Origin of the sequence: Holdemanella porci (assembly GCF_019052655.1) — a bacterium.
Classification (GTDB): domain Bacteria; phylum Bacillota_I; class Bacilli_A; order Erysipelotrichales; family Erysipelotrichaceae; genus Holdemanella; species Holdemanella hominis.
This window is the reverse complement of the sequence record NZ_JAHQVB010000051.1, coordinates 1-15,794: the sequence shown is the minus strand read 5'-3', so window position 1 is coordinate 15,794 and position 15,794 is coordinate 1. Positions and strand designations below refer to the sequence as shown.

At 32.5% G+C, this 15,794-nt stretch carries 15 protein-coding genes; 9 read left to right on the top strand and 6 right to left on the bottom strand.

The window, feature by feature from the left end; all coding sequences use genetic code 11:
* Nucleotides 1-322: 322 nt before the first annotated feature.
* Nucleotides 323-1,753, bottom strand: coding sequence for an adenylosuccinate lyase (gene purB, locus KTQ83_RS09070; RefSeq protein ID WP_217256589.1), 1,431 nt, complete (start codon nucleotides 1,751-1,753; stop codon nucleotides 323-325).
* Between the two features lie 183 nt (nucleotides 1,754-1,936).
* Between purB and KTQ83_RS09065 the strand changes: the two genes are divergently transcribed.
* The 6 genes from KTQ83_RS09065 to KTQ83_RS09040 all read left to right on the top strand — a co-directional run bounded on the left by KTQ83_RS09065 (nucleotide 1,937) and on the right by KTQ83_RS09040 (nucleotide 7,040).
* The gene (locus tag KTQ83_RS09065; RefSeq protein WP_367947724.1) at nucleotides 1,937-3,181 is read left to right on the top strand and encodes a MurT ligase domain-containing protein; all 1,245 of its coding nucleotides are present in this window, start codon (nucleotides 1,937-1,939) and stop codon (nucleotides 3,179-3,181) included.
* Nucleotides 3,178-3,909: a type 1 glutamine amidotransferase gene (locus tag KTQ83_RS09060; protein ID WP_186998388.1), complete on the top strand. Its 732-nt coding sequence runs from the start codon at nucleotides 3,178-3,180 to the stop codon at nucleotides 3,907-3,909. The genes KTQ83_RS09065 and KTQ83_RS09060 overlap by 4 nt, the downstream gene beginning before the upstream one ends.
* Before the next feature lie 165 nt (nucleotides 3,910-4,074).
* The gene (locus tag KTQ83_RS09055) at nucleotides 4,075-4,920 is read left to right on the top strand and encodes a DNA/RNA non-specific endonuclease (RefSeq protein ID WP_217256588.1); all 846 of its coding nucleotides are present in this window, start codon (nucleotides 4,075-4,077) and stop codon (nucleotides 4,918-4,920) included.
* A 9-nt stretch (nucleotides 4,921-4,929) separates the two neighbouring features.
* A complete protein-coding gene (locus KTQ83_RS09050) occupies nucleotides 4,930-5,841 on the top strand; it encodes a hypothetical protein (RefSeq protein ID WP_186998386.1) in 912 nt (303 codons plus the stop codon).
* Between the two features lie 49 nt (nucleotides 5,842-5,890).
* Complete coding sequence (locus tag KTQ83_RS09045; RefSeq protein ID WP_217256587.1) at nucleotides 5,891-6,736, top strand: patatin-like phospholipase family protein; 846 nt, start codon at nucleotides 5,891-5,893, stop codon at nucleotides 6,734-6,736.
* Between the two features lie 55 nt (nucleotides 6,737-6,791).
* Entirely contained in the window at nucleotides 6,792-7,040 is a 249-nt protein-coding gene (locus tag KTQ83_RS09040) for a hypothetical protein (protein ID WP_186998383.1), read from the top strand.
* 734 nt (nucleotides 7,041-7,774) lie between these two features.
* Here the strand turns inward: KTQ83_RS09040 and KTQ83_RS09035 are convergent.
* Nucleotides 7,775-8,209 (bottom strand): NUDIX hydrolase, encoded by a 435-nt coding sequence (locus KTQ83_RS09035; RefSeq protein WP_217256586.1) that lies wholly within the window; start codon nucleotides 8,207-8,209, stop codon nucleotides 7,775-7,777.
* 1,689 nt (nucleotides 8,210-9,898) lie between these two features.
* On the opposite strand from KTQ83_RS09035, the gene cls reads away from it, so the two are divergent.
* On the top strand, nucleotides 9,899-11,419 hold the full coding sequence (gene cls / locus KTQ83_RS09030) for a cardiolipin synthase (RefSeq protein ID WP_186998382.1): 1,521 nt from the start codon (nucleotides 9,899-9,901) through the stop codon (nucleotides 11,417-11,419).
* 38 nt (nucleotides 11,420-11,457) lie between these two features.
* On the opposite strand, the gene KTQ83_RS09025 is transcribed toward cls, so the two are convergent.
* Nucleotides 11,458-12,390 (bottom strand): ROK family glucokinase, encoded by a 933-nt coding sequence (locus tag KTQ83_RS09025; protein ID WP_186998380.1) that lies wholly within the window; start codon nucleotides 12,388-12,390, stop codon nucleotides 11,458-11,460.
* Between the two features lie 106 nt (nucleotides 12,391-12,496).
* Here KTQ83_RS09025 and KTQ83_RS09020 point away from each other — a divergent pair, with 106 nt between their 5' ends.
* Nucleotides 12,497-13,774, top strand: coding sequence for an Hsp70 family protein (locus tag KTQ83_RS09020; RefSeq protein ID WP_244975825.1), 1,278 nt, complete (start codon nucleotides 12,497-12,499; stop codon nucleotides 13,772-13,774).
* Nucleotides 13,771-14,400, top strand: a complete 630-nt coding sequence (locus KTQ83_RS09015; protein WP_217256585.1) for a J domain-containing protein — start codon at nucleotides 13,771-13,773, stop codon at nucleotides 14,398-14,400. The genes KTQ83_RS09020 and KTQ83_RS09015 overlap by 4 nt, the downstream gene beginning before the upstream one ends.
* A gap of 232 nt (nucleotides 14,401-14,632) precedes the next feature.
* On the opposite strand, the gene KTQ83_RS09010 is transcribed toward KTQ83_RS09015, so the two are convergent.
* Genes KTQ83_RS09010 through KTQ83_RS09000 form a run of 3 tightly spaced genes read right to left on the bottom strand, consistent with a single transcriptional unit; the run spans nucleotide 14,633 to nucleotide 15,711 of the window.
* Nucleotides 14,633-15,166, bottom strand: coding sequence for an Hsp70 family protein (locus tag KTQ83_RS09010; protein WP_244975824.1), 534 nt, complete (start codon nucleotides 15,164-15,166; stop codon nucleotides 14,633-14,635).
* A gap of 8 nt (nucleotides 15,167-15,174) precedes the next feature.
* The gene (locus KTQ83_RS09005) at nucleotides 15,175-15,456 is read right to left on the bottom strand and encodes a hypothetical protein (RefSeq protein WP_117924863.1); all 282 of its coding nucleotides are present in this window, start codon (nucleotides 15,454-15,456) and stop codon (nucleotides 15,175-15,177) included.
* 54 nt (nucleotides 15,457-15,510) lie between these two features.
* A complete protein-coding gene (locus KTQ83_RS09000; RefSeq protein WP_186998374.1) occupies nucleotides 15,511-15,711 on the bottom strand; it encodes a hypothetical protein in 201 nt (66 codons plus the stop codon).
* Nucleotides 15,712-15,794 lie beyond the last annotated feature (83 nt).

The window sequence follows — 15,794 nt, the reverse complement described above, 5'->3', positions numbered from 1 at the left end:
TCGTGTTGTGTTCCATAATAAATTTTACCTCCTGAACAACGTAGAAAAACACAACGCATTCATTATAGAAGATAAGATACTCTAAAAACTTTAAAAAGTTTTTAGAGCAGGTTATAAACGCCTCTAAATAATTACCAATAAACAAATATAGAAAAACAGGTAAAGAGACAGTTGTTCATGTCAAAAAAAGGAAAGAAAAAAGAGCCAATTTGGAGACCCCAAAAGTCGCCCCTAAAATTGACCCTAAAATAGACCCCAAAAATAATGACCCTAATTAAAATTGGTTACCCTTAAAAAAGAGCGCAACTTGAGCTCTAATTTTTTATACGTTAATTGCGGCATGCATTCCTAATGCATCTCTTTCTTTAGCTAGAATTGGATCAATGAAGTCTTTGAAGAATTCTTCTGTTTGTTGAACAGAACGTCCAACGAAGTTTTCTGGTTTCATGATGGAAAGAATTTGTTCTTTTGTCATTCCAAATTTTGGATCTTGTGCAATACGCTCGATCAAATCGTTAGGTTTACCTTCTTCTTTAACTACACGACCGGCTGCCATTGAGTGTTGACGAATCAATTCGTGTAATTCTTGGCGGTCTCCACCGGCTTTAACAGCGTCCATCATAATATTTTCTGTAGCCATGAATGGTAGTTCTTTTAATAAGTTAGCTTCTACAACTTTTGGATATACAACTAAACCATCACTTACATTTAAGTAAAGATCTAATAATCCATCCGTAGCTAAGAAGGCTTCGGCAACCGAAATACGTTTGTTTGCGGAATCATCCAATGTTCTTTCAAACCATTGTGTACTTGCTGTAATTGCAGGATTGATGGAATCGGCAATGATGTAGTTAGCTAGTGCTGCCATTCTTTCAGAACGCATTGGGTTACGTTTGTAGGCCATTGCGCTTGAACCGATTTGTGATTTTTCAAATGGTTCTTCGATTTCTTTCATATGTTGTAATAAACGAATATCATTACTGAATTTGTGTACGCTTTGTGCAATTTGAACTAAAACTTGTAATACTTGTGTATCATATTTACGAGTATATGTTTGTCCGCTGACTGCGAAATATTGGTCGTAACCTAATTTTTCACAAATCTTTTTGTCTAAAGCTTTAACTTTGTCTGTATCTCCTTCAAACAATTCCATAAAGCTTGCCTGTGTACCTGTTGTACCTTTGCATCCTAATAATTTTTTATTGTCTAATAAATGTTGGATTTCAATGTAGTCCATATATAAGTCTTGTGCCCACAAGCTAGCTCTTTTACCTACAGTGGTTGGCTGAGCTGGCTGGAAGTGAGTAAACGCAAGACATGGCATATTTTTGTATTTTAATGCGAATTCTTCTAATTTTTCTAATACATTGACGATTTTCTTTTGTACAAGCTCTAAAGCTTCGTGCATGATAATTAAATCTGTATTATCACCAACGTAGCAGCTAGTAGCTCCTAAGTGAATGATTCCCTTAGCTTTTGGACATTGTACTCCATACGCATATACGTGTGACATAACATCATGACGTACTTCTTTTTCTCTGGCTTTTGCGACATCGTAGTTGATATCTAAAGCGTGTGCTTTCAATTCTTCGATTTGTTCTTCGGTAATGTCTAATCCAAGTTCTTTTTCTGACTCCGCAAGAGCAATCCAAAGTCTTCTCCATGTCGTAAATTTTTTGTCGTTTGAAAATAATGCCTGCATTTCCTTAGATGCATATCTCTGTGAAAGAGGAGATTGGTAATATTCGTTCATTTGTTCCACCTATTCTAGTTAGTTTTTTCCTAACATCAATATTATATGTGTTTCAATTTTTAAATTCAACTTCAATTGTTGTATAATAAGGAGTATGGAAAAGGAGTAGTTATGAAAACTTTATCTATATTATCTACAAAGCTTAGTGCCTGGGTGCTACACCTAATTGGTAGGGGTGGATCGATGCCTGGGTCGATCGGCTGTAAAGTCGATGCGAATATATTATCGAAATTAAAATTTAATGGTCCTGTCATTTTAGTTACGGGTACAAATGGAAAGACGAGTACAGCCAATATGATTACAGACTTGTTTGAAAAGGCTGGATATAACGTGATTTCCAATCGTAAGGGAGATAACTTGAAGGCAGGGATTGTCACTACGTTGTTGACTCACGCAAAACTAAATGGTGAAATCAAAGCCAATGCGGTTGTGCTAGAATGCGATGAATTGAATGTAAGACATATTCTTCCATTTATTCCGGTTACAGATTTTGTAGTCAATAATTTCTTTCGTGATCAATTAGATCGTGCTCGTGAAATGGAACAGTTGATTGATTCGATTGAAAAGGTATTGCCTGCATATAGGGGTCGAATGATTTTAAATGCGAATGATCCCAATGTCGTACGACTCAATTTAGTAGCGAAAAACGCTTCATTCTCCTGTTTTGGAATGGATGAGAACAAGTATTCGGTTACAACGACAAAAGAGGCAAGTGAAGGAAAATTTTGTCCTAAGTGTGGGGCAAGACTTGAATACAGTTATTATCAATATTCACATATTGGTAAATTCCATTGTTCAAAGTGTGATTTTCAAACGCCGGAAATGGACATTTGTTTAAAAGATATTGATTTGGATAAAGAAACATTTTCGAGTGATGGAATACATTATAAATCTCCATATGAAGGAATGTATTCTATGTACAATTGTGCCGTTGTATTGAATGTCGCAAAAAATTATGGTATTTCACAAGATTGTGTTAAGTCTGTATTTAGTCATGCGCCTCAGCCTGCGGGAAGAAATGAAACATTCACATCAAAGGAACAAACTTGTATTTTAAACTTGGTTAAAAATCCTACAGGAGCCAATGAAGTTATGAAGGTCATTGAAAAAGATGATTCGGATAAGACAATTGTGATCGTATTGAATGATCGTGAGCAGGATGGTACGGACGTTAGTTGGATCTATGATACTTTCTTTGAAAAGATTATGAAGGATAGTACAAAGGAAATTATTTGTACGGGTCTTCGTGCAAATGATATGGCTTTAAGAATCTATTATGGTGGTTATAAAGGTCCTTTAAGTGTTGTCGATACTTTGGATATTGCCGTAAAAGCCGCATTAGCTACAAAGCGTACGACATATTCGATTGCGACATATACAGCATTACTTCCTACGCGTAATGCGATCAAGAAGGAGATGGGTCTATGAAAGTAGTTTGGATGTATCATGATATCATGGATCTTTATGGGGATAAGGGAAATATGATGGTTCTAAAGAAGCGTTGTTTAGATCGTGGTATTCCTTTTGAACTGGATACTTGTGGTATTGGTGAAGAAAAAGATTTAAGTGAATATGATTTGATTTTCTTAGGTGGTGGTGCAGATAAGGAACAAATTAGTTTAATTCCAGATTTATTATCGCGTAAAGAAAATATAAAGAAGGCCATAGATGAAAAGACCTTTGTGCTTTTGATTTGTGGTGGTTATCAATTGTTTGGTCAATATTATATTGCGGCCAACAATGAGAAGATTTCTGGTTTACAGTTCTATGATTATTATACGGATACGGGAAAAGCTGGTAGTCGTTGTATTGGAAATGTTGTGATTGATGCAAATTTAGATGGTTTAAAAACGCGTATCGTTGGTTTTGAAAATCATGGGGGTCAAACATTAAATGTAACGCATCCTTTAGGAAAAGTTGTGAAGGGTTGTGGTAACAGCTTTAATGCAGGTTATGAAGGATTCTATGATGGAAAGATTCTAGGTACCTATTTGCATGGTCCTTTACTTCCAAAAAATCCTGAGGTGGCTGATTTTGTGATTTCAAAAGCACTACAAAAAAGAAATCCGAATTTTAAATATAGTGATTTAAAGCCATTGGAAGATAAGTTTGAAAAGATGGCTCGTGAGGCTGTATTTAAGAAATTAGAGATATAAAAAAAAGATGTCATAAGACATCTAAAAACATAGTACATAAGGGGTTTATTATATTTTTTGACTCGAACGATAATGAAGTACTATGTTTTTTATCACTCACTCCTTTCATGGTTTTAGTATATAAGTTATATTGACATTATATATGTCAAATATGTGAGGAATCGTATGAGAAAATTTATTATATCCATGTTCATTGTTTTATCGACATTGATAACGCCTATATCGGCTTATGAGATTGATGAGATACCTGAATATAGTGGCAATCCTTATGTAGAAATACATGATAATGAGCCTGTATTTAGTTCGAAGGATATGAATACAAAGAGTTTTGAATCGTACTCGAATCTAGATTCTTTAGATCGGCCACAGGTTGCGTATGCGAATGTGTCGAAGGATCTAATGCCAACAAAAAAGCGAGAAAGTATTGGTTCTGTAAAGCCTGCAGGGTGGCATACAGTGCGTTATAAGGGAATTGATGGGAAGTATTTATATAATCGTTGTCATTTGATTGGATATCAATTAACGGGTGAGAATGCGAATCGTAAAAACTTAATGACGGGTACGCGCTATTTAAATGTAGAGGGTATGCTTCCGTTTGAAAATGAAGTATCTGACTACATAGAAAAGACAAATCATCATGTTTTATATCGGGTTACACCTATTTATGATGGTGATAATTTGATTGCGGATGGTGTACAGATTGAGGCGTATTCTGTAGAAGATAAAGGACAAGGTGTATCGTTTAATGTATTTTGTTATAACGTACAGCCAGGTATCACAATTGATTATAAAACGGGCGATTCAAGTCGCTCAAATGACAATATTATAAAGGAATATAAAGTTACAGAGGATACTTCTACTTATGTTTTAAATGTAAAAACACATAAGTTTCATAAGCCAACTTGTGCAAGTGTTCGTTTGATGAATGATGTAAATAAGTTGGAGTCAAGTGAGTCTAGAGATGTATTAATCGCTCAGGGGTATTCGCCTTGTAAAAACTGCAATCCATAGGAGAATAACATGAAAAAAATAGTATATATGCTGTGTGTATGTGTTTTATCTTTATCTTTATTTGGTTGTTCTAAACCAGAAAATAATGTGGAATTAAAGAAGAATGTTTCTTGTCAATTGTTGGATGTTTTAACCATCACAAATGATACAGATAATTCGACGTACTACTATTATTTGGCAAGTGTTGAAAATAAGGGTAAAAAGCCGTATGACACAAAGAATTTAATTTATACCGTAACAGATGACAACGAAAAAGATATTAGTGTCATTGATAAATATCAGTCTACGCCTTCTTATATCATCAATAAGGGACAAAACACGTATATTTATGGATATATTGGATTTCCAAACAATGATCAAAAAAACTTGGGTCTTTCTTTTAACAACAAGAAACAGTTCTTGCCTTTTAAAGCCTTTGATATTCGTAAGGCTAGTGATAAAAATGTTAACGATTCAAAGAATACAAAATATACTTTCTTTGAGGATGATACACTTCAGATTGGTGTAGATGCATCTAAAGCAAGTTATGTATATGAGAATGGGGAAACAGTATTAAAAAATATTAAGATTACTTATAAGAATAAAACGGATTCTCGTATCATTGTTCCATATTTAACGCCGAGTGCTACTTTAGAAGGTGTCGATCTTAGTAACAAGTATGATTTCGCAAATATGGATGAAATCAAAAGTCATGATTTTACAACGAATGGTATGGCGCCTAAAACACAAAGTTTTAAAGCGGATGTAACTGGGTATGTATTGTATTTCTTGGATAAAAAACAGACTGTAAATACAGAAATTGAATTCCATTTTGAAAAGGCAGCACCTGATTTTACGGATAAAAGCACCAAGCCTTTTGTGGTTCATATGAATTCGAAGGCATTTGGAAAATCAAACACATTTAAGATTGGACTTGATTAAGTCCTTTTCTTTTTGGTTCACTTTGTTTATAATCTTTGTGGTGATGTATATGTTAGAAGAAAAAGGATTAGTTCTTGAAGGCGGAGGCTTTCGAGGTATGTATACTAGTGGTGTAATCGATGTATTTATGGAAAATCACATTGATTTTAACCAGGTTGTTGGAGTTTCTGCAGGCGCTGCCTTTGGCTGCAACATCAAATCTAAACAGATTGGAAGAGCTTTGCGCTACAACAAGCGTTTTTGTAGAGATCCAAGATATTCAGGATTAAGGAGTTTTATTAAAACGGGAGATCTTTATAATAAAGAGTTTGCGTATGGGGTCGTGCCTACGATATTGGATCCGTTTGATACAAAGGTATTTAAAGAGAATCCATTGCGTTTTACCGTTGTATGTACAGATATTTGTACGGGAAAACCTGTATATCATGAAATTAAAAATGGAGATGCTCTAGATATTGAGTGGATTCGTGCATCGTCATCGATTCCTATTGTTTCAAAGCCTGTTAAATTAGATGAATATGAATTATTAGATGGTGGTGTCTCAGATTCGATTCCAGTGGATTGGATGTTGGAAAGAACAAAGAAGACAGTTGTAGTTTTGACAAGAGATCATACCTATCGAAAAAAGCCAATGAAATATATAAATCTTATAAAGAAGGCATTTAAGGAATATCCAAATCTACAACACGATTTAGAAAATAGACATATTGTATATAATGAAACATTAGATAAAATCGATAAGCTTGAAAGGGAAGGACAGATATTTGTGATTCGACCTTCTAAACCAATTGCGTGTGCGATGATTGAAAAAGATCCAAGTCATCTACAAGAAATTTATGACATAGGTAGACGTGATGCGTTGAATAGTTTGGAAGAATTAAAAAAATATTTGTGAAGTGTTTCACATGTTAGTTTGTGATATACTAATAAAAAATTTAGGAGTGATACAAATGAGTTTCCTTAAAAAACCAGGACGCATCTTATTATTAATCATGATTGTATTAGCTGTAGTCTGTCCGTATCGTGTTCATATGTATAAAACGAAGATTGAAGAAATCAAATCTGGCAAACTAAAAATCAATGATATGCAGTATGCTGCTGATGATCTACATCCGTATTCCGCTTATTTAATGGCTGTCCCATATATTATTATAGAAGTCGCATTAGGATCTTTATATTACGTTAGAACACGTGATTAGTGGACTTTTTGATTTGCCGTGAAAATCAAAAAGATGGACATTTGTACGTTTCGATTCAAATCAGAGAATGCGATATTATGGAAATTAATAAGACTCTATGATTTTTCGTGAAACATCAAAAAACGTATAACTATATGTATTTGTTCAAATAATAGTGATATAAAACTCATAATGAGGGTTAAAATTTAAATATAAACATATTTTTGAATTTCAAGTCATCTTAAACAAATTAAAATAAGTAGACCAATTTAAAAATTTGCTTTATTTCAATTCTATAAATATAACATAAGATATATTATGCGAAGTTAGTCCATAATATATCTCGAATTTTTAAATTTTTTCTGAAACAGACAAACTAATAAGTTCTTATAAGAAACTTTCGGAGTTAATCTTAACCAAAGTAATAAGTTCTTATACGAATATTACTTGTATATTTTAAGAAAAGTATTTAGACATAGGTTAATTTATTCAACTTGACATAGTTTATATTATATAAGTTTATATAGTATTAGTTCTTATAGTGTTTTCATGAAACTAAGCGTTACGTTAAGAAACAAAGCGTTACGTTTACGAAAAAGATTTGTTTTCACTTCATGAAACTAAGAACTTCCAAAGTTTGCTTCATTTGTTTGTGAAAGCACAAAAGAACAAAGAAACATAAAGTCTCTTTGTTCTTAGGCATTCAAATGGATTTTATCAGTTCGACAAACTGGAAGTTTCCGTTGCTTGTCTATTTATATAAAGCCTCTTTTTTTTGCTTCTTCAATCAATATAGGTTGAATTAAAGGATATGTCCAATTTTCAACTAACTTATCTGAAATCAATATCTTCTCAATCTCACTATGTAATTCCTCAAATGAGTTAATGTCTGCAATAAATAACATTCCGAAAGTTTCATCATCAATATTTTCATTTACTCGTGTCTTTCCTTTAACAGAATACACACATATTGGTTCAATTCTAAAATCAACTGCTCCTGTTTCTTCTTGTAATTCTCTTTTAGCTGTTTCTAAAATACTTTCTCCAGGTTCTCTGTGACCTCCTGGTATTTCATAAGTCTCTCTTTCTTTGTGTTTACAGAATACCCACTTGTTATCTGTTTTGGATATTATCACTGCAAAATTCAAAAATTCATCTGCGACATTGTCATAAAATTTTACTTCTACCATTCTATCAATACCTCGTCAAATTCAAATTTTCTGTTCCCTATAAAATTAATTTATTGGGATTTACCAAAACGCCAAACAACGATTTATTGATTTATTTTAACATAAAATATAAGTGGTTTGTAGAGATGAAATATATCGTGTTTAATTTTCATACAAAAAAATTGTAACACCATCATATTATCAATTTGTAAACGTAATTCTTAGTTTAACCGTTTTGGTGCCAACTCACTGTATGAGTTTTCTAAAAGAAGTTTTTAGTTTAAGGAAAACGAGCTAAAAGGCATAAAAAAAGACCAATAATGGAAGTTGTTAGTTTTGGAGAGACATTTCTTTAAATTAAGCGGCTTTTTTCCAAGATGTTAGCATATTAATCCTCATAATAAATGCTCCAATAAATACATATTATTTGGCATATCTTTCTATTCTTTTTAATGCTTGGATAAGCCAAACTGTTATAGGCATTAAAGAAGTATGGATTCTGCTTGAAATCATACTTTTTTAGGTTTATTCATGTTTTCCATAGTAACAAACTCCCAAACGTTTTCCTACAAATTGATTTGTTACATTTTGTTTAAAATATAGAATCATAAGCCTGGTTTGGCTAAACCACACAGAAATACCACATCATAATAACGTATCAGGTGTAGTAGTTCATCAGAATCATATCGTTTGCAAACACAAATACATAGTGATATACTAGGCAATGCTAGATAAAGAAACCTTTTTATTTAACTCATCTCAATTTTATCTAGCATATATAGACCAATGCAATTTTTAAACCCTTTCTTTCGCATTGGTCTTTTACTTTGTTAATAAGTACAAGTTTAATGTACAAATTATATAATTCATTTAATTTTTTACATCAGCAACACTGCAGGACTTACATTTAAGCGTGATGGTAAATTCGTTTCTATTGAACAAATAAGTACACAGGAATTGATTCTAAAATTTACATTAAACGCTTCCATAACCAATTCCACACGAACTATAAGTGTATAATACGATATCTAACAGCCGATCATAAAGATGTATTTGAAAGTTCTTTTTTCAACTATCTAGTCAAAGCGTTACATCAACAGTGTTTGAAGTGATGTCAGGTGAAGATCTTGATTAATGTATGATTGCTTTATTGTATGGATATACAATAGCTTCGAATACGGATATTTTAATTCGCAATAAAACTGTTTCAGAAATTAATAAGTTGATGTTGCCTTATATAAAGGAATAACGTCTATATTTCAGAAAATATTTTCAAAAATATGACATATGTCAATTTATTTTTCAGATAAACATGGTATAATTTCGACAGTTAGATGAATGTTTATAAGCCAACAAACAATAATAATACGTCACACATAATCAACGCCAACTATCTCATGTGTGATTCCATCTAACAGTCGATTGAGAACTAGTCTCCTCAAAAAAACACTAATACACTAGTTCTCTCCTCTTTTTATAAATTGTTTTATGAAACCTAGTGTGGGTTTCATTTTTTATTGTTTTTTCTTTTAAATCAAAAACACGAGTGGTATACTATGTTTTGCCGATAGGTTTTTTCTTTTCCTTTCTGATTAGGCCTGTTCGGTATGTATTTTTTCGAGCCAGCATGACCTACCCAATCATAGTTGGCTCTTTTTTATTGTTCGTGAAAATGGTATATTACTTTATGCTAGAAATGAGTGGATATTTATGAAATTAAAAATATGGCTTGGAAGAATTATTCCTTTAGTTATCATCGCATTAGGTGAAATTGTATTATATTGTAATCTATTTAAATGGCTAACAACGTCTTTTGTCTTTATTGAAATTGTTTTACACATTCTATCCATTTTAATCGTATTAAATATCGTACGTACAAGTAGACATCTGTCTTCAGATCTTATGTGGATTATTCTGATTATGTTGTTTCCTGTCTTTGGTACATTTGTGTATGTATTGATGTTATTAAGTTTGTTGTTTGGAAAAACATTCCGCAATATTATTAAAGAACAAAAAAAGGCATCTAGCAACTATATACAAGATGAATCGATTATTGATGAAATTCGTAACGATAATCCAGACTATGTCTCACAGCTTGCTTTCTTACATGAAGAGGGCTTCCCTATTTATCGAAATACGGATTTTGAATATTATGCACCCTGCGAAAATGGATTTAATGTCATGTTAGAAGAACTAAAAAAGGCAGAAAACTATATTTTTATGGAATATTTCATCATTGAAGAAGGGTTTATGTTTAATTCGATTCTTTCTATTTTAGAAGAAAAAGTAAAACAAGGTGTAGAAGTACGTATCATGTATGATGATATGGGATCTTTAGGTACACTTCCCGCTTCTTATGCGAAACAATTAGAGAAAAAAGGAATCAAAGCTGTTTCTTTTAATCGTATTTCCCCAATCATTAATACGATTATGAATCATCGTGATCATCGTAAAATTTTGATTATTGATGGTAAAGTTGCCTTTAGTGGTGGCGCGAATTTAGCTGATGAATATATCAATAAGAAAGTAAAACATGGTCATTGGATGGACAATATCATTTGTATTAAAGGTAAAGCCGTTTGGTCTTATTTAGTAATGTTTCTAACAAACTGGAACGCTTTACGTCATGAAGACTTTGATTATTCTGTTTTCAAAAATGAAGATGTTGTAGATGAAACTTTGTTTGATGGATATATTGCACCTTATGCAGAGACTCCGTTAGATGAAGAATTGACGGGACAATCCGTTTATGAGGATTTATTAAATAGTGCCAATAAATATGTATATATAATGACCCCCTACCTCATCATTGATTCAGAAATGATCAATACATTAATTCATACCGCTAAAAAAGGTGTTGATGTTAGAATCATCATGCCCGGTATTGCCGATAAACAGATAGTACATGATATGGGAACTACATATTATAAACAATTAATTCAAGGCGGCGTTAAAATTCATGAATATGAGCCTGGTTTTGTACATTCAAAAGTCTTTATTTGTGACGATACATATGCCACAGTAGGAACAATCAACTTAGATTATCGCTCCTTATACCTACACTTTGAAAATGGCACTTTATTGTATAAATCTAAGAAGATCATGGATGTGAAACAAAACTTTTTTGATACATTAGAACATTGTAAAAAAATTCAAGTAGAAGATACCCATGTGAATATTGTGAAAGGTTTATTTTTAAGCATTATTCGTATATTCTCACCATTATTATAGAAAAAATGCAAGGCTGAATCCTTGCATTTTTAGTAGAATTAAAATAATGATTTTACACAACCATACATTCCGGCATCATTTTCAAGTTTAGCCAAAACGATTGGTGTATTTTTACATGCATGAAATGCATACTCTTTAAAGAATGTACTGATTCTTGAAGTTAGGATATCTCCAGCTTTAGAAACGCCACCACCAATCACAATGATTTCTGGATCAATCACACTACAGACTTGTGCCAATGCCTTTGCGAGAATTTTACAAGTGGAATCCACTAATTCGTTAGCGATGACATCCCCTTTTTTAGCCTCGTCATAAATGTGTTTAGCTTCTAAACAATCATAATCACGTAAACTAGAAGGACGTTTATCATTCTCTAACATCTTCTTAGCCTGAGTAACAATTCCAGTAGCTGAAACATATTGTTCTAAACATCCATGATTTCCACAGTTACATGGAGTTTTCTCATCATCCCTTACAGGCATGTGTCCGATTTCTCCGCCAGCACCATGAATTCCGGAAACAATCTGTCCATTTAAAACACAACCGCCACCAACACCAGTGCCAAGTGTAACCATTAATACATCTTGATATCCTTTCCCAGCACCTTGCCACATTTCACCAAGAGCTGCCACATTGGCATCGTTACCTACTTTAACTTTAAGTCCTGAAATTTGATGAAATTCTTTTTCAACATTCAATGAATTCCATCCTAAATTCACACATACACTCACAAAACCATTCTTATTTACTGGTCCTGGTACACCTAAACCTACACCCATCACATCACTTTTTTCGATACCTTTCGTTTCAATAGTACGATTAATAAAATCAGCAATTTCAGTAAGAATATATTTTCCATTATCTGTTTTGTTTGTTGGAATTTCCCATTTTTCCATCAAGTCTCCATCCACTGAAAACAATCCAATCTTTATTGTAGTACCACCAATATCTACTCCAAATCCATATTGCATATTTAAATTTCTCCTTTAATAATAGCTTATTAGAATTCTCAAAAAGAATCAATCACTTGTTTAAGTAAATTATCCACAATTAGTTTTGTATATCTTTTACATCCATATGGACGATGAATATGAAACATTCGTCATGTTTGACTTTGGTGGAGGAACTTTAGATGTTTCGGTTGTCGACTGTTTTGAAAATGTGATTAGCATCAATGCGATTAGCGGAAACAATCATTTGGGTGGTACAGATTTTGATCGAGCTATGGCCGAATACTTTTGTTTCAAAAATGGGTTAAACTATAATATTTTGGATTTATCATTCCAACAAAGTATTTTACGTGCTTGTGAAAAAGCCAAAATTAAGTTGAGTACACAAAGTGTGGCTGAAGTATCTTTAGTTCATTTAAATAAGAATTATAATTGTATATTTGATGAAAATGTATTATTTAATACTACACATTCCTTACTAGAATCTTGTAAAAATGTGATTGGTAAGGCCGTAAAAGACAGTGGTTTTTCAGCTAGTGAGCTTGATAGTTTGATTCTTGTAGGAGGCTCAAGCAAAATGCCGGTACTTCAACATTATTTATCAGACGCTTTAAATATTCCTGTATTAAAAGAAGAAAACATGGATTCTTTAGTTGCGCTTGGACTTGGAAAATACATTGGTATTAAACAAAGGGATGAAAATATTAAAGATGTAGTTGTGACGGATATTTGTCCTTTCTCCTTAAGTACTTCTACTTACAATGAACAAAATCCAGGCTTAGAATTATCAACCGTGCTTATTCCTAAGAATTCAGTTTTACCAACAAGTAAAAAGATGACTTTGCGTACCGTGCATAAAGGGCAAACCAAGGTCAATATTAGTGTGTTTCAAGGGCAGGCTATGTATGCGAAAGAAAATTTATTTTTAGGCCAAGCTTTTATTCATGTTCCTAGAAATATGCATGATTATGAATCGTTCGATTTAATCTATTCGTATGACATTAATTCTATGTTGTATGTAGAAGCCATTGTACATTCTACCCAGGAACATTATATTTTTAGAGTATCAAAAGGCGATGTGTTAGAAAAAGTAGATGCTTCTGTTCGTTTGGATTCCATCAAAGAAGTATCTTTAGCTTTATATCAAAATAATGAAGTGGATGCTCTGCTTGCTCGTATTGAAAGAATCTATCAAGAAGTGGATGAGGAAACACAAGATTATTTAATGCGTCTTCATTCAGAATTCACAAAATATATGGAAACTTTGATCAACAATATTCAAAAAAGGAAACGTCTTATAAATCAAGTTTCACAAATCTTGAATCAAATCGAAGAAAGTCAAAATGTAGATTCTTTAGATATCTTTAGTCAAGAAGAGGATGAAGAAGGAGAATATTTAGCATGAATGCGTGGGAAATATTAGGAATTGAGCCTACAAAGGATAAAAAAGAAATAAAAAAAGCTTATGCGAGACTTTTAAAACAGTATCATCCTGAAGAGAATCCGGAAGAATTCAAACAAATTCAGGCTGCTTATCAACAGTGTCTACACCCAGATCAAGAAATAGAGTCTGTTTCATTTGAACAAAATAAACAAGATATTCAAACACAATCCATTTTGACTAAAGAGGATACAATCATTCCTCCACCTATTCCTAAAGTAGAAACATTGTTTGTGAAGAATGAAAAGGATATTGTTGTTTATCAGGATATATTGAATTCGATTGAAAAAAGTTTGCCTAAAAAGATTAGGTCTAAAGAGATTGTACAAGTTTTTACAGAACCTAAAATCATGCCGTATTTAGAGGATGAATTGTTCTGTAGAAGATTAGAAGACATCTTTTTATCTCGTAAATTAAAATATATTAAGAATTTTAGAGATCCTATTTATATGTATTTAGGAAAGTATGGTATGTCAAAATTATCAAATGCGATGGATTATTCAAATGTCCCATTATATAAAAGGCCAGCCTTTACAGCTTTTATTGTGGTTAGTGTCATTCTTTTAGAGGTGATATTGGACATTCTTTAACAATCACAAGAAAAAAACAAGAATCTTCATTTGTATATAATGTATGATATGATCAACTCTAAAAGGCTAGAAATAGCCTTTTTATTATGTTAATGTTTACTTATGAAAACATATTTAACTTTAGGAAAATCAATTCCTCATAAATCAAATTATGATGGATCCTTATGATTTAACACATGAAGAAATTGTACAATTGAATTGTGTTTTTGAACAATATGAACCTGTTTTAGGATCACTTATCGAAAGAAAAACGGCAAATCAATAGAGCATTCTGGTGATTATGCACTATGTGATGGCACTCCATATGGCATGCGATGGCTGCAGCACTTGGTTCATTGATCAAACGCTCCACTTTAATTCCTAAAAGTTCGCCTATTCGCTTTGTATCTTGTCTTTGACGCGCATTAAAATAAGCCGGAACACTGATCACAACTTCATCGATAGATTCATGTAAATAATTTTGCGCATCTTCAATCAATTGTTTCAAGATAAAAGAAGAAAGTGTTGCCGAATCATACTCTTTCTTATCTAATGTATAAGTAACATCTGTGCCCATATTTCGCTTAAACAAAGATGCACTACATTCTGGATGCGTAATGAGTCTTTCCTTGGCCAATTTCCCAACAACAATCTTACCATCCAAAATACTGACAGCACTTGGAGTTACATATTCACCATACGCATTAGGAATCAATACGGGTTTTCCTTCTTTATAGACAACCGCTAAACTGTTGGTTGTTCCTAAATCTACGCCTAATATTGTCATATTCTCTCCTAACAAAAATTTAAAATAGCTAAAATGATACTAAATACAAGTGAAATACTTCCATAAACAATCAATCCATATTTTAGTATGGATGATAATACATGTTTATAGCCTTCTGTATATTTGGTAAAGACAGATTTCTTGCGTAATACAAAATATAGAATAAAACATACAATACCAACAATTCCATTATAGAGGATCAATAGTGGAATCAACATCGATAGAAAAAACACACATAAGATCCATCCTACACAAAACATCATTAATAGTAATACGCACAATCCGCCCATAAAGTTACCTTCTTTAATCTAAATATAGCATATTAAAAGCGGTATTTCTACCGCCTAAAAGTCTTGATGGAATTTACCTCCATAATGATTATCTTTATAGTTTGTGACATAAAGATAAACGACTAAAAGTGCAATCAAAACAAGACCAACAATAAACAATGAATGAGCAGACATCTTTCCATATAAGAACATGCATCCACATCCAATAAGTAATAACACATCGACAATAATGACAACAGGATCTAATTTCTTCATTTTTTACACTTCCCTTCACTTTCTTGTTAGGCTCTGTCACAACAAATGGTTGATTTTTGACGAGAAATAGCGTATAATAATAG

What these genes read in the sequence shown, in the direction of transcription:
- KTQ83_RS09050 (WP_186998386.1), top strand. Translation starts at nt 4,930, where the DNA reads ATGAAAAAAATAGTATATATGCTGTGTGTATGTGTTTTATCTTTATCT.
- purB (WP_217256589.1), bottom strand. Translation starts at nt 1,753, where the DNA reads ATGAACGAATATTACCAATCTCCTCTTTCACAGAGATATGCATCTAAG.
- KTQ83_RS09065 (WP_367947724.1), top strand. Translation starts at nt 1,937, where the DNA reads ATGCCTGGGTCGATCGGCTGTAAAGTCGATGCGAATATATTATCGAAA.
- KTQ83_RS09035 (WP_217256586.1), bottom strand. Translation starts at nt 8,209, where the DNA reads ATGGTAGAAGTAAAATTTTATGACAATGTCGCAGATGAATTTTTGAAT.
- KTQ83_RS09015 (WP_217256585.1), top strand. Translation starts at nt 13,771, where the DNA reads ATGAATGCGTGGGAAATATTAGGAATTGAGCCTACAAAGGATAAAAAA.
- KTQ83_RS09020 (WP_244975825.1), top strand. Translation starts at nt 12,497, where the DNA reads ATGGACGATGAATATGAAACATTCGTCATGTTTGACTTTGGTGGAGGA.
- KTQ83_RS09060 (WP_186998388.1), top strand. Translation starts at nt 3,178, where the DNA reads ATGAAAGTAGTTTGGATGTATCATGATATCATGGATCTTTATGGGGAT.
- KTQ83_RS09010 (WP_244975824.1), bottom strand. Translation starts at nt 15,166, where the DNA reads ATGACAATATTAGGCGTAGATTTAGGAACAACCAACAGTTTAGCGGTT.
- KTQ83_RS09025 (WP_186998380.1), bottom strand. Translation starts at nt 12,390, where the DNA reads ATGCAATATGGATTTGGAGTAGATATTGGTGGTACTACAATAAAGATT.
- KTQ83_RS09045 (WP_217256587.1), top strand. Translation starts at nt 5,891, where the DNA reads ATGTTAGAAGAAAAAGGATTAGTTCTTGAAGGCGGAGGCTTTCGAGGT.
- KTQ83_RS09040 (WP_186998383.1), top strand. Translation starts at nt 6,792, where the DNA reads ATGAGTTTCCTTAAAAAACCAGGACGCATCTTATTATTAATCATGATT.
- KTQ83_RS09055 (WP_217256588.1), top strand. Translation starts at nt 4,075, where the DNA reads ATGAGAAAATTTATTATATCCATGTTCATTGTTTTATCGACATTGATA.
- KTQ83_RS09005 (WP_117924863.1), bottom strand. Translation starts at nt 15,456, where the DNA reads ATGGGCGGATTGTGCGTATTACTATTAATGATGTTTTGTGTAGGATGG.
- KTQ83_RS09000 (WP_186998374.1), bottom strand. Translation starts at nt 15,711, where the DNA reads ATGAAGAAATTAGATCCTGTTGTCATTATTGTCGATGTGTTATTACTT.
- cls (WP_186998382.1), top strand. Translation starts at nt 9,899, where the DNA reads ATGAAATTAAAAATATGGCTTGGAAGAATTATTCCTTTAGTTATCATC.